Source organism: Rathayibacter rubneri (genome assembly GCF_023743255.1).
Taxonomy (GTDB): domain Bacteria; phylum Actinomycetota; class Actinomycetes; order Actinomycetales; family Microbacteriaceae; genus Rathayibacter; species Rathayibacter rubneri.
This window is the reverse complement of record NZ_JAMRYM010000102.1, coordinates 1-11,580: the sequence shown is the minus strand read 5'-3', so window position 1 is coordinate 11,580 and position 11,580 is coordinate 1. Positions and strand designations below refer to the sequence as shown.

Here is an 11,580-nt window from a genome sequence, read left to right as displayed (position 1 = left end):
GTACTGGCCGGTCTCGCTCAGAGCGCCGCGATCGACGGGACGCGCGTCGCGCGCGCCGTCGGGCCGCGGCTGCCGGCGCTGCTCGCGCTGCTGCGGCTGCTGGTGCTCCGGCGCGGCGGGCTCCTCGCCGGCCCCCGGCGCGTCGATCGGCACCTCGCGCTCCGGGTCGTTCCCGGGCACGGCTGAGGACGTCGACTGCTCCATCCCACGAGGCTATGCCCGAGGCGGCGGCCAGGCGGGGCGTGTCGCCCCCCTCGTGCCGACTGCTCTGCAAGACCGCCCCTGGGAGGACTCCCCCTTCCCGTCGCGTGTGGTGGACGCCGGTGGGGCCGAGCGGGACGATGGGCGCACCCGAACACCCCCGCTCGCGATCGGAGACCCGATGGATCCGCTGCCCGTCCCGCGTGCCGCGATGATCGCCGCCCAGGCACTGATCGACAGCACGGCCGCCTTCGACGGCGAGGCGACCGGCCCGATGAACCTGGCCGTGCTCGAGCGCGCACTGAGCCCGATCGAGGAGGGCGTGGTCGACGACGAGGGAGTGGTCGTGCCGACCGCGTCGGACGTGGCGGGGGCCTCGGTCATCTGCCTCACCTGGCTGACGGGCCGCCTGGCCGAGTCCAGCGGACGCTCGAGCGAGGAGATCCTCTTCTCGCTGCGAGAGTTCGTCACGGAGGCGCTGCGCAGCGACGCCGACTGAGCGGAGCAGCCGAGCGGCGCCGGACTCGCGTCCCGCCTCCCGGCCGACCACACTGGCCTGCATGGCGCGAAGCACAGCCCGACGCGATCGGCACCGGCCCCTGGACGTCTCGGACCGCGAGCGCAGCGGCACGGCGCCCGGACCGCGTCCCGCCTCGCCGCCGTCCGATCCGGCGGCCGACGTGGTGATCGTCGGCGCCGGGCACAACGGCCTGGTCGCCGCGGCCTACCTCGCGCAGGCCGGGCTCGACGTGCTGGTCCTCGAGAAGAGCGGTCGCACGGGCGGTGCCGCCGTGTCGGAGTACCCGTTCCGCGGCGTCGAGGCCCGGCTCAGCCGCTACTCCTACCTGGTGAGCCTGCTGCCGCGCACGATCCTCGACGACCTCCGGATCGATGTGCCGCTCGTGCGGCGCCGCTACTCCTCCTACACTCCCGATCCCGCGGACCCCACCCGCGGGCTGCTCGTCGACACGCACGACGCGCAGGCGACCGCCGCCTCCTTCGCCCGGCTCGGCTCCCCGGCCGACGCCGAGGGCTTCGCCGGCTTCTCGCGCCTCACCTCGACGGCCGCGACGGCGCTCTGGCCGACCCTCACCCAGCCGCTGCTGCGACGGGAGGAGGCGCGGCGCCTCGTGGCCGACGACTCCGTCTGGAGCGCGCTCGTCGAGCGCCCGATCGGGGAGGCGATCCAGCGGAGCGTCGAGAACGACCTCGCGCGCGGCGTCCTGCTGACGGACGCCCTGATCGGCACCTTCGCCGGCGCGGCCGATGCCGACCTCGCCCAGAACCGCTGCCTGCTCTACCACGTGATCGGCGGCGGGACGGGCGACTGGGACGTCCCGGTCGGCGGCATGGGCTCGGTCTCGGGCGTCCTGGACCGCGCGGCCCGCGACGCCGGGGCCCGGATCCTGACCGGGGCGGAGGTGACCGCGATCGGCGCCGACGCCGACGTCGTCTACCGCCGGGGCCCGCGCAGCCGCCGGGTCCGCGCGCGGTTCGTGCTCTCGAACGTGGCGCCGTTCGTCCTCGACCGGCTGATGGACGGCGGGTCGGGCGTCGGCGGCCGTCGGCCGGAGGGCGCGCAGGTCAAGATCAACCTCGTGCTGCGGCGCCTGCCGCGACTGCGCGACGAGAGCGTCTCGCCGGAGGCGGCCTTCGGCGGCACGTTCCACGTGAACGAGGGCTGGGACGCCCTGGAGTCGGCCTTCCGGGCGGCGGGGAAGGGCCGCACGCCCACCCCGATCCCGTGCGAGATCTACTGCCACTCGCTGACCGACCCGACGATCCTCTCGCCCGAGCTGGCCGCCTCCGGAGCGCACACCCTCACCGTCTTCGCCCTGCACACCCCCGACCGCTGGCTGACCGCCGAGAACAACGCGTCGACCAGGGAGCGGCTGCAGGAGGAGATCCTCGACTCGATCGACTCGGTGCTCGCCGAGCCGATCCGCGACCTGATCCTCCTCGACGCCGACGGCGCCCCCTGCCTCGAGACGCGCACGACGCACGATCTCGAGGAGAGCCTGGGCCTGCCGGGCGGCAGCATCTTCCACGGACCGCTCTCGTGGCCGTTCGCCGAGGACGACGAGCCGCTGGACACCCCGGCGCAGCGCTGGGGAGTCGCGACCGCGCATCCGCGCGTGCTCGTCTGCGGCGCGGGAGCACGCCGGGGTGGCGGCGTCTCGGGACTCGGCGGCCACAACGCGGCGATGGCGGTGATGGAGGAGCTGGGGGCCTGATCCTGGACGCGCCCGGTCGTCGGACGCGCGGGATCTCACGCCGTCAGTGCCACCGGTGGTCCTGGATGGTCATCCGCGGCCCGTGGCGCGGCTTCCGCGCGCCGCTGCAGCCGATCAGCCGGATGATCCGCTGCCGGTGCCCGCGCCACGGCTCGAGCAGCTCGAGCATGCCGTCGTCGTCGACTCCGAGGCGGCCGGTCAGCGCGAAGCCCACTGCCGCGGCGAGGTGGTAGTCGCCCACGCTCACCGCGTCCGGATCGCCGTGCGCGCGCATCATCACCTCGGAGGCGGTCCACGCGCCGATCCCGGGCACCGAGCGCAGCCGCGACTCGACCTCCGCGCCGCCGCGGCCGAAGGCCAGCGTGCGCTCGAGGCCGGGAGCGACGAGCGCGGCCGTGAGCAGGGTGCGCGAGCGGCGCGGATCCACTCCCGCCCGGTGCCACTCCCACGACGGGATGCGGCGCCACTGCTCCGCCGTCGGCGCGACGTGCAGGGGCACGGGCACCGGGCCGGGGGCCGGATCGCCGTACCGGCGGACCAGCGCCCGGTACGCCCGCCACGCCTCGGTGCTCGTCACCTTCTGCTCGAGGATCGAGGGCGCCAGCATCTCGAAGACCAGCCCGGCACGGGCGAGCCGCAGGCCCTCGACCCGGCGCAGCACGTCGGCCAGGGGCCGGTGCGAGGAGAGATCGAGGCCGCTCCAGTCGTCGCCGTGCCCCAGGAGCTCGGGCACCTGCGCGATCAGCCACTCCGCGCCCTCGCCCCACGCCCGTGCGCGCACGGAGCCGTCGACCGCCTGCACGAGATGCAGGGTGCCCGCGCCGCGGGGCGTGCGGAACGCCTTCCAGAAGCCGGAGGCGTCGATCAGCATCGTGGGGTCGCCCGTACCGCGCAGCAGCGTGCGGACGGTGAGTGCGAGGCTCACCGGCACGGCGGGCGCGTAGACCGTCGCCCGAGCGGGCACGGGAGGAGGAGGGGCGGACGTCACGCAGCGATGCTAATCGCGCCCTCCGACACCGCCGGACGAGCTCGGCGGCGGGGCCGGCGACAGCCCTCCAGCACTGACTCTTCGGAGCCGGCGCGACGCCCGGATTGGTCCAGGACCGATGACCACATGCGCAGATGTTTCTCGCCGATTCCGCTGGTCAGGGGCGTCTTCACGGGCGTAGCTTCGCGCTGTCGCGACGGCGTTCAGTCGTCCGGCATCCGCCTATCACTGGAGATGCGCACATGTTCGACACGACCTTCATCCGCAAGGCGATCGTCAGGAGCTCCGAGACCGCTCTGGACCGTCGCCGCTTCTTCGAGGCCACCGGCGTCGCCGGCCTCGGCATCGGCGCGGCCGCCCTGGCCGCCGCCCCCTCCGCCGCCGCTGCCGACCAGGCGCCCGGCGGACCGAGCGACGGCTCGATCCTGAACTTCGCCCTCAACCTCGAGTACCTCGAGGCCGAGTTCTACCTCCGCGCCGTCACCGGCCGGGGCCTGGACGCCGCCGACGCCACCGGCGTCGGCACCCCCGGTTCCGTCACCGGCGGTCGCGCGGTGCCGTTCAAGACCCCGTGGCTGAAGTCGGTCGCGACCGAGATCGCCCAGGACGAGCGGGCGCACGTGAAGTTCCTCCGCAAGGCCATCGGCACCTCGGCCGTCGCGCGGCCCGCGATCAACCTCCAGGCGAGCTTCAACGCCGCCGCCGCGGCGGCCGGACTGATCGCTCCCGGAGGGACCTTCGACCCGTTCCTGAACGAGCAGAACTTCCTGCTCGGCGCGTTCGTGTTCGAGGATGTCGGAGTCACGGCGTACAAGGGCGCCGCTCCCCTGATCGACTCGCCGACGTACCTCGAGGCGGCCGCCGGCATCCTCGCGGTCGAGGCCTACCACGCGGGCACCATCCGCTCGTCGCTCTACGCGCTCGGGCTCGACGTCGCCGCGGGCAAGCTCTCGGACGCCCGCGACTCCCTCGACGGCGCGGCGACCGACCTCGACCAGGGCATCAAGGTGAACGGTGCGGCGAACATCCAGCCGACCGACGCCAACGGCATCGCGTTCAGCCGCAGCCCCGGCCAGGTGCTGAACATCGTCTACCTGAACCCGAAGGCGACCACCAAGGGCGGGTTCTTCCCGAACGGAGTCAACGGCGAGCTCAACGCGAGCTCGGCCGGCTAGTCCACCGTCCCCGCACGACGACGGGCCCTTCCTCGAGGCGGCGAGGAGGGGCCCGTCGTCGTGTCCGGACCGGCGGCCGGGCCTCCCTCCGCCCCGCGGGTGCGCCGCGGACTCCGGCGTCCTCTACTCTGAGCGGGTGAAGATCGGGATCCTGACCTCCGGGGGCGACTGCCCCGGCCTCAACGCCGTCATCCGCGGTGCCGTCTACAAGGGCATCAAGGTGTACGACCAGGAGTTCGTGGGCTTCCGCGGCGGCTGGCGGGGAGTGGTCGAGGGCGACCTCATGCCGCTCGAGCGCTCCGACATCCAGGGCATCGCGAAGCAGGGCGGCACGATCCTCGGCACGAGCCGGACGAACCCCTTCGAGGGCGAGAACGGCGGCCCCGAGAAGATCGCCGCGATGATGGAGCGCAACGGCATCGACTCGATCATCGCGATCGGCGGAGAGGGCACGCTCGCCGCGGCGAAGCGCCTGACCGACGCGGGCCTCAAGATCGTCGGCGTCCCCAAGACCATCGACAACGACCTCGGCGCCACCGACTACACCTTCGGCTTCGACACCGCCGTCGGCATCGCGACCGACGCGATGGACCGCCTCCGCACCACCGGCGACTCGCACGGCCGCTGCATGGTCGCCGAGGTCATGGGCCGCCACGTCGGCTGGATCGCCCTGCACTCCGGCATGGCCGCCGGCGCGCACGTCATCCTCATCCCCGAGAAGCGCACCTCGATCGACCAGATCGTCGAGTGGGTGCAGAGCGCACAGGATCGCGGTCGTGCGCCGCTCGTCGTCGTCGCCGAGGGCTTCTCGCTCGACACGATGGACGACGCCCACTCCGAGCGCGGCCTCGACGCCTTCGGCCGCCCGCGCCTGGGGGGCATCGGCGAGATGCTCGCCCCCATGATCGAGGAGCGCACGGGCATCGAGACCCGCGCCACGACCCTCGGTCACATCCAGCGCGGAGGAACGCCGACCGCGTTCGACCGCGTCCTCGCGACCCGCCTGGGCATGGCCGCGATCGACTCCGTCGTCGCCGAGCACTGGGGCCGCATGGTGGCGCTGCGCGGCACCGACATCTACCACGTCGACTTCGCCGAGGCCCTCGGCACCCTCAAGACCGTGCCGGACTCCCGGTACGAGGAGGCGCGCACGCTCTTCGGCTGAGCGCGGCGCCTCCCCCGTCGGGCCCGGAACGGGTCGTCAGCCCTTCGCGCCGTCCGGCGTCGCCGTGGTGACGATCTGCGCGCGGCCGAGGGTGTGGAAGTGGACGTTGAAGCCCAGGATCGCGGGCGTCGACTCCGGATCGAGGTCGAGGCGCTCCACGTCGAGGGCGTGCACGACGAAGAAGTAGCGGTGCTCGCGGTCGGGCGGCGCCGCTCCGATGAACTGGCGCAGCCGCATCTCGTTCGGCAGGGTCTGCGCGCCGGGCGGCAGCAGCTCGAAGCCGGCCGCCCCCGCTCCCGTCGGCAGCTCGGTCGTGTCGGCGGGCAGGTTGTAGAGCGCCCAGTGCCAGAAGCCCGAGCCCGTCGGCGCGTCCGGGTCGAACACGGTCACCGCGAAGCTCTTCGTGCCCTCGGGCACTCCCGACCAGGCGAGGTGCGGAGAGACGTCCTCGCCGCCCGAGCCCTCGCCGTAGTGGCGGGCGGCCATCGGGGCGCCGTCGGTGATGTCGTCGCTGGTGAGGGTGAAGGACGGCACCTCCCCGAGGCGGGCGTAGGGGTCGTAGTTCCAGTCGGACATCGGGTTCTCCGTTCGGACGGGGCGACCCGCGATCGCGGGCCCTCTCCAGGGTACGAACGCACGCGACGAGGGCCAGGGCTTGCGGAGCAGCTGCTCAGGAGCCGAGATAGCGGCCGGGCCGGTGGTTGAACGCGAGAACGAGGTTGAGCACCACGACGCCGGCCGCCGAGATCAGCACGTTCACCGGCGGCACCACGAGCAGCGCGGCGACGACGACGCAGGCGTCGAGCGCCATCATCACGTAGCCTGCCCGCGAGCCGAGCCGCTCCTGCGCGATCAGGGCGACGATGCTGAAGCCGCCCAGGCTCGAGCCGTGCCGGAACAGGATCAGCAGGCCGATGCCCGCGAGCACGTCGCCCGTGAGCACTCCGTAGACCGGCTCGATGCTCAGCGTGCCGAACGCGAGCGGGTGCAGTCCCGCCAGCACCGAGACGAGCACGATCGAGAACATCGTGCGCAGGGTGAAGCGCCAGCCCTTCTTCCACAGCGACAGCGCGAGGAACGGGATGTTGACGACGACGAGGATCACGCCGAACGGGATCGGCAGCGGATAGCCCAGCAGCAGGGCCAGCCCCGCGGTGCCGCCGGTCACGGCCTCGCTCGCCCGCAGGAGGAACAGGCCCAGCGAGACGACGAACGCCCCGGTCACCAGCCCGAAGACGTCCTCGATCCGGGAGTGCGGCAGGGTGGTGGGGGCGTCGGTCACCCGCCGATGCTGCCACAGCCGTGTTGCGGGGCCGTTTCCCGAGCGGCCGCACCCTCGTAGGATGTGCCGGTGCTGCCGAAGATCCTGCTGTTCTACCGCTTCGTGCCGCTCGCCGACCCCGAGGCGATCCGGCTCTGGCAGCGCGAGCTGTGCGAGTCGCTGGGCCTGCGCGGGCGGCTGCTCGTCTCGAAGGACGGGCTGAACGGCACCCTCGGCGGCGAGATGGGCGCGCTCAAGCGCTACCTCCGCCGGACGAAGGAGCACCCGGCGTTCCGCGGCCTGGACGCGAAGTGGAGCGAGGGGTCCGGCCTGGACGAGGACGGCGCGAGCGCCGACTTCCCCGGACTCTCGGTCAAGGTGCGCGACGAGATCGTCTCGTTCGGCGCTCCGGACGAGCTCCGCGTCGACGAGCACGGCGTCGTGGGGACCGGCGTCAAGCTGCAGCCCGACGAGCTCGACGCACTCGTCGCCGAGCGCGACGACGTGGTCTTCTTCGACGGACGCAACGCCTTCGAGGCCGCGATCGGCCGCTTCGACGGCGCCGTGGTGCCCAGCGTCGCGAGCACGCGCGACTTCGTCGAGCAGCTCGACTCCGGCGTCTACGACCACCTCAAGGGCCGCCCCGTCGTCACGTACTGCACCGGAGGCATCCGCTGCGAGGTGCTCTCGAGCCTGATGACCGCGCGCGGCTTCGGCGAGGTGTACCAGCTCGACGGCGGGATCGCCCGGTACGGCGAGGCGCGACGCGACTCCGGGCTCTGGCGGGGAGCCCTCTACGTCTTCGACGGCCGCGGGTCGCTGACCTTCTCGCCCGACGCCGAGGTGATCGGGCGCTGCGCCGGGTGCGCCGCCCCAACGAGCCGGATGCGCAACTGCTCCGATCCCGCCTGCCGCGCCCAGCTGGTGGTGTGCGGGGAGTGCGACGGGCTCGCCTGCGCGAGGCACCGGGGAGACCCTAGGGTCGGGGCATGAGCATCGAAGCGCGCGGACGCACCCTCGTCGACCTCCACACCGACCCCGGGCTGCTGAGCGTGGTGAACGTCTGGGACGCGGTCTCGGCGTCCACGATCGCCGCCCTGCCCGCCACCCGCGCCCTCGCGACCGCGAGCCACTCCATCGCCGCGACGTTCGGCTATGAGGACGGCGAGCGGATCCCGCTGGATCTGCACCTCGGCATGATCGCCCGCATCGTCGCCGCGGTCGAGGTGCCGGTCTCGGCCGACCTCGAGGCCGGCTACGGCGACGCGGGCGAGACCGTCCGCCGCGCGATCGAGGTCGGCGTCGTCGGCGCGAACCTCGAGGACCAGGCGAAGCCGCTCGCCGAGGCGCTGCGCGCCGTCGAGAAGGCCGTCGTGGCCGCGGAGGAGGAGGCGGTGCCCTTCGCCCTGAACGCGCGCACCGACGTGTTCCTGCGCGCGGGCGACCGCGACCGCTCCGAGGTCCTCGCGGACGCCGTCGAGCGCGGCCGCGCCTACCTCGATGCCGGCGCGACCTGCTTCTTCGTGCCCGGCCTGCTGCAGGACGCCGAGATCGAGGCGCTCGTCGCCGCGCTCGGACGGCAGCGGATCAGCGTGATCGGCGTTCCGGGGTCGCAGTCCCCCGCCCGCTTCGAGGAGCTGGGCGTCGCCCGCATCTCGTACGGCCCGTGGACGCAGCGCGTCGCGCTGACCGCCCTGCAGGACGCGGCGAGCGCCCTCTACTCCGGCGGTGCGCTGCCCGAGGGGACGCGGGCGCTGAACTGAGCAGCGGACCGGGAGGGACGGAGACGCCCTCCCGGGCGTAGCGTGGGCGCATGTTCCGAGCCATCGTCGTCGAGCAGCAGGACTCCTCCGACACCGCCGTCCCGAACCGCGCCTCGCTCGTCGAGCGCGACGAACCCGATCGGTCCCACGGCGACGTGGTGGTCGCCGTCGAGTACTCGAGCGTGAACTACAAGGACGCCCTCGCGCTCGCGGGCCGTCCCGGCATCGTCCGGCGCCCGCCGCTGGTCGCCGGGATCGACCTCGTCGGCACCGTCGAGTACGCCGACGGCGCGGCGGCCGAGCGCTTCGACTCCGGCGACCGCGTGGTGCTGAACGGCGCCGGGCTCGGCGAGCGCGTCGACGGGGGGCTCGCCGAGCGCGCCCGCGTCGACTCCGCCTCGCTCCTGCGACTGCCGGGAGCGATCTCCTCGGCGCGCGCCGGGGCGATCGGCACCGCCGGCTTCACCGCGATGCTCGCGGTGCTCGCGCTCGAGAAGCACGGCCTCCGACCCGGCGGGGGTCCCGTGCTCGTGACGGGAGCGGCGGGCGGAGTGGGCTCGATCGCCGTCGCGCTGCTCGCGCGGCTGGGCCACGAGGTCGTCGCGTCCTCGGGCCGCTCCGTCGAGCAGGGCGACTTCCTGCGCCGTCTCGGCGCCGCGGAGGTCGTCGATCGTGCCGGGCTGCAGGACGCGGGCAAGCCGCTGCAGTCCGAGCGCTGGGCGGGCGCCGTCGACTCCGTCGGATCGCACACGCTCGCGAACGTGCTCGCGCAGACCCGGTGGGGCGGCGCCGTGGCCGCCTGCGGGCTGGCGCAGGGCGCCGACCTGCCGACCACCGTGATGCCGTTCATCCTGCGCGGAGTGACGCTGGCGGGGGTCAACTCGGTCGAGGCGCCGAGGAAGCTCCGCGAGGAGGCCTGGCGGCGCCTCGCGCACGACCTCGACCTCGAGCTGCTCGACGAGCTCACGACGACGGTCTCGCTGAGCGGCGCCCTCGACATCGCCGAGGACGTCCTCGCGGGGACGGTGCGCGGGCGCACGCTCGTCGACGTCCGGGCGTGACTCCCGCGCGATCGCACCGGAGCGGGTAACCGCGCCGAAACAGCGCCTGCGTAGGGTCGGCGGCATGAGCACCGTCGACAAGAGCGCAGCCGGGATCGGCGAGCGCCAGTACCACATCGGAGTCGCACCGGGAGAGGTGTCGACCGTGGCCCTCCTGCCGGGCGATCCGTTCCGAGTCCCGATGATCGCCGAGTTCCTCGACGACGTGCGCGAGGTCGCGCACAACCGCGAGCACCTCACGATGACCGGGACCTACAAGGGCCACCCGATCACCGCGACCAGCACCGGCATGGGCTGCCCCTCGACCGCCATCGCGGTGGAGGAGCTCGCGCGGGTCGGAGTGACCTCCGTCATCCGGGTCGGCAGCTCGGCCGCGACGCAGCCCGGCATCGAGCCCGGCGCGCTGCTCGTGAGCGAGGGGACGCTGCGCAACGACGGCACGAGTGCCGCGTACGCGCATCCGGGCTTCCCCGCCGTGCCCGACCTCGCCCTCACCTCGGCACTGCTCGAGGCGACCCGCGGGATCGCCGAGCGCGAGGGCGTGCCCGTGCACTCGGGGATCAACGCGAGCGACGACGCCTTCTACGCCGAGACCCCGGAGTGGATCGCGACGCTCGAGCGCCACGGGATCCTCAACGTCGAGATGGAGTCGAGCGCGCTGTACGTCGTCGCCCGGCTCCGCGGGCTCCGAGCGGGCATGGTCTGCGCCTGCTCGAGCAACCTGGTCGACGGTGCGAGCCTCTACTCCGGCACGAAGGAGCGCCTCGCGCAGGGCTGGCGGCTCAGCATCGAGGCCGCGCTCGAGACGGCGGTGCGGCTGAAGCTCTGACGGCGGCCGACCCGGCAGCGGGGGCTGCCGACGGGTCCGCCTTCCCGGGCCTCGTGCTACTCCGCGGCCTCGGTCGCTCCGCTGGGCTCGGCCGAGGCCGCGGAGTCGACCCCGATGCGCACGCGCGCGGTGCGCAGGACCCGGCGCAGCCGTCCGGCCCGCTCGGCGTCGAGCCACAGCGGGTACGCGATGAACAGGTCGTCGCAGCCGCCCGCGGCGAAGACCTCCGCCTCGGACACCGTGGCGACCGTGAGCCCGACCGCGCCCGCGGCCAGCTGGCGCCGGGCGATCTCGAGCGACTTGTGCGTCTTGGCGTGCGGGCGCAGCGCCAGGCCGCGATCACGGGCCCGGGCGGCGGTCGCGGCGATGTTGCGGTCGAGGACCGCCTCCTCCAGCACGAGGGCGGGTGTGACGAGGGCGTCGAGAGCGGCGAGGACCCGGGGGTCGAGAGGTTCGGAGACCATGCTCCCGATCCTGGCAGGCGAGGAGCAGAATGCCGTCATGAGCGCCGCCGCCGTCACCGTCGAGGAGTACCTGTCCGCGTTCCCGCCGGAGCGACGGGAGCGGCTCGAGGAGGTGCGGCGGCTGATCCTCGCCGCGGTGCCCGGGGCCGAGGAGCGGATCCGCTACGGCATGCCGGCCGTGATGCTGGGCGGCCGCTACGCGATCCACTGGGCCGGCTGGAAGACGCACGTGGGACTGCATCCGGTGCCGCGGCTCTCGCCCGAGCTCGAGCACGAGCTCGCGCCGCTGCGCACGGGCAAGGACACGGTCGCGCTGCCGTGGGGACGCGAGCTGCCGGCGGATCTCGTCTCGCGGGTCGCCGCGGCGATCGTCGAGCTGAGGGAGGACGCCGCGCACCCTCTGCAGTCGCACCCTCTGCAGTCCCACCCTCTGCAGTCC

The 11,580-nt window shown here is 73.6% G+C and carries 14 protein-coding genes; 9 read left to right on the top strand and 5 right to left on the bottom strand.

Features of this window, described 5'->3' with window-relative positions:
- On the bottom strand, positions 1–204 hold a 204-nt coding region (locus NB037_RS16535), incomplete at its 3' end, for a hypothetical protein (protein WP_372490775.1).
- Positions 205–382: 178 nt separating this feature from the next.
- On the opposite strand from NB037_RS16535, the gene NB037_RS16530 reads away from it, so the two are divergent.
- Both NB037_RS16530 and NB037_RS16525 read left to right on the top strand, forming a co-directional pair.
- A complete protein-coding gene (locus NB037_RS16530) occupies positions 383–700 on the top strand; it encodes a hypothetical protein (protein ID WP_251947703.1) in 318 nt (105 codons plus the stop codon).
- A gap of 61 nt (positions 701–761) precedes the next feature.
- On the top strand, positions 762–2,435 hold the full coding sequence (locus NB037_RS16525; protein WP_251947700.1) for a phytoene desaturase family protein: 1,674 nt from the start codon (positions 762–764) through the stop codon (positions 2,433–2,435).
- Between the two features lie 43 nt (positions 2,436–2,478).
- Here the strand turns inward: NB037_RS16525 and NB037_RS16520 are convergent, their stop codons facing one another.
- Entirely contained in the window at positions 2,479–3,423 is a 945-nt protein-coding gene (locus NB037_RS16520; protein WP_251947697.1) for a DNA-3-methyladenine glycosylase family protein, read from the bottom strand.
- 242 nt (positions 3,424–3,665) lie between these two features.
- Between NB037_RS16520 and NB037_RS16515 the strand changes: the two genes are divergently transcribed.
- Together NB037_RS16515 and NB037_RS16510 are read left to right on the top strand one after the other, a co-directional pair.
- Positions 3,666–4,598 carry a ferritin-like domain-containing protein gene (locus NB037_RS16515; protein ID WP_251947694.1) on the top strand — a complete coding sequence of 311 codons (933 nt, stop codon included), beginning with the start codon at positions 3,666–3,668 and terminating at the stop codon, positions 4,596–4,598.
- A gap of 136 nt (positions 4,599–4,734) precedes the next feature.
- Entirely contained in the window at positions 4,735–5,763 is a 1,029-nt protein-coding gene (locus tag NB037_RS16510) for a 6-phosphofructokinase (protein WP_251947691.1), read from the top strand.
- Between the two features lie 36 nt (positions 5,764–5,799).
- Here NB037_RS16510 and NB037_RS16505 read toward each other — a convergent pair whose 3' ends face one another.
- Positions 5,800–6,339 carry a YbhB/YbcL family Raf kinase inhibitor-like protein gene (locus tag NB037_RS16505; protein ID WP_251947686.1) on the bottom strand — a complete coding sequence of 180 codons (540 nt, stop codon included), beginning with the start codon at positions 6,337–6,339 and terminating at the stop codon, positions 5,800–5,802.
- A gap of 94 nt (positions 6,340–6,433) precedes the next feature.
- Positions 6,434–7,045, bottom strand: coding sequence for a YitT family protein (locus tag NB037_RS16500; protein ID WP_251947684.1), 612 nt, complete (start codon positions 7,043–7,045; stop codon positions 6,434–6,436).
- Positions 7,046–7,117: 72 nt separating this feature from the next.
- Here NB037_RS16500 and trhO point away from each other — a divergent pair, with 72 nt between their 5' ends.
- The 4 genes from trhO (at position 7,118) to NB037_RS16480 (ending at position 10,677) form a co-directional block, all read left to right on the top strand.
- On the top strand, positions 7,118–8,017 hold the full coding sequence (trhO, locus tag NB037_RS16495; RefSeq protein ID WP_251947706.1) for an oxygen-dependent tRNA uridine(34) hydroxylase TrhO: 900 nt from the start codon (positions 7,118–7,120) through the stop codon (positions 8,015–8,017).
- Positions 8,014–8,787, top strand: a complete 774-nt coding sequence (locus NB037_RS16490; protein ID WP_251947681.1) for an isocitrate lyase/PEP mutase family protein — start codon at positions 8,014–8,016, stop codon at positions 8,785–8,787. The genes trhO and NB037_RS16490 overlap by 4 nt, the downstream gene beginning before the upstream one ends.
- A gap of 50 nt (positions 8,788–8,837) precedes the next feature.
- Positions 8,838–9,848, top strand: a complete 1,011-nt coding sequence (locus NB037_RS16485; RefSeq protein WP_251947678.1) for an MDR family oxidoreductase — start codon at positions 8,838–8,840, stop codon at positions 9,846–9,848.
- A gap of 64 nt (positions 9,849–9,912) precedes the next feature.
- Complete coding sequence (locus tag NB037_RS16480) at positions 9,913–10,677, top strand: nucleoside phosphorylase (protein ID WP_251947676.1); 765 nt, start codon at positions 9,913–9,915, stop codon at positions 10,675–10,677.
- Between the two features lie 56 nt (positions 10,678–10,733).
- On the opposite strand, the gene NB037_RS16475 is transcribed toward NB037_RS16480, so the two are convergent.
- Positions 10,734–11,141, bottom strand: a complete 408-nt coding sequence (locus NB037_RS16475; RefSeq protein ID WP_308202084.1) for a type III PLP-dependent enzyme domain-containing protein — start codon at positions 11,139–11,141, stop codon at positions 10,734–10,736.
- 37 nt (positions 11,142–11,178) lie between these two features.
- Here NB037_RS16475 and NB037_RS16470 point away from each other — a divergent pair.
- The coding region (locus NB037_RS16470) for an iron chaperone (RefSeq protein WP_251947674.1) at positions 11,179–11,580 on the top strand (402 nt) is incomplete at its 3' end.

Excerpts from the sequence above, each read along its gene's own strand:
- NB037_RS16530 (WP_251947703.1), top strand. The coding sequence starts at position 383 with ATGGATCCGCTGCCCGTCCCGCGTGCCGCGATGATCGCCGCCCAGGCA.
- NB037_RS16525 (WP_251947700.1), top strand. The coding sequence starts at position 762 with ATGGCGCGAAGCACAGCCCGACGCGATCGGCACCGGCCCCTGGACGTC.
- NB037_RS16515 (WP_251947694.1), top strand. The coding sequence starts at position 3,666 with ATGTTCGACACGACCTTCATCCGCAAGGCGATCGTCAGGAGCTCCGAG.
- NB037_RS16505 (WP_251947686.1), bottom strand. The coding sequence starts at position 6,339 with ATGTCCGACTGGAACTACGACCCCTACGCCCGCCTCGGGGAGGTGCCG.
- NB037_RS16490 (WP_251947681.1), top strand. The coding sequence starts at position 8,014 with ATGAGCATCGAAGCGCGCGGACGCACCCTCGTCGACCTCCACACCGAC.
- NB037_RS16485 (WP_251947678.1), top strand. The coding sequence starts at position 8,838 with ATGTTCCGAGCCATCGTCGTCGAGCAGCAGGACTCCTCCGACACCGCC.
- NB037_RS16480 (WP_251947676.1), top strand. The coding sequence starts at position 9,913 with ATGAGCACCGTCGACAAGAGCGCAGCCGGGATCGGCGAGCGCCAGTAC.
- NB037_RS16475 (WP_308202084.1), bottom strand. The coding sequence starts at position 11,141 with ATGGTCTCCGAACCTCTCGACCCCCGGGTCCTCGCCGCTCTCGACGCC.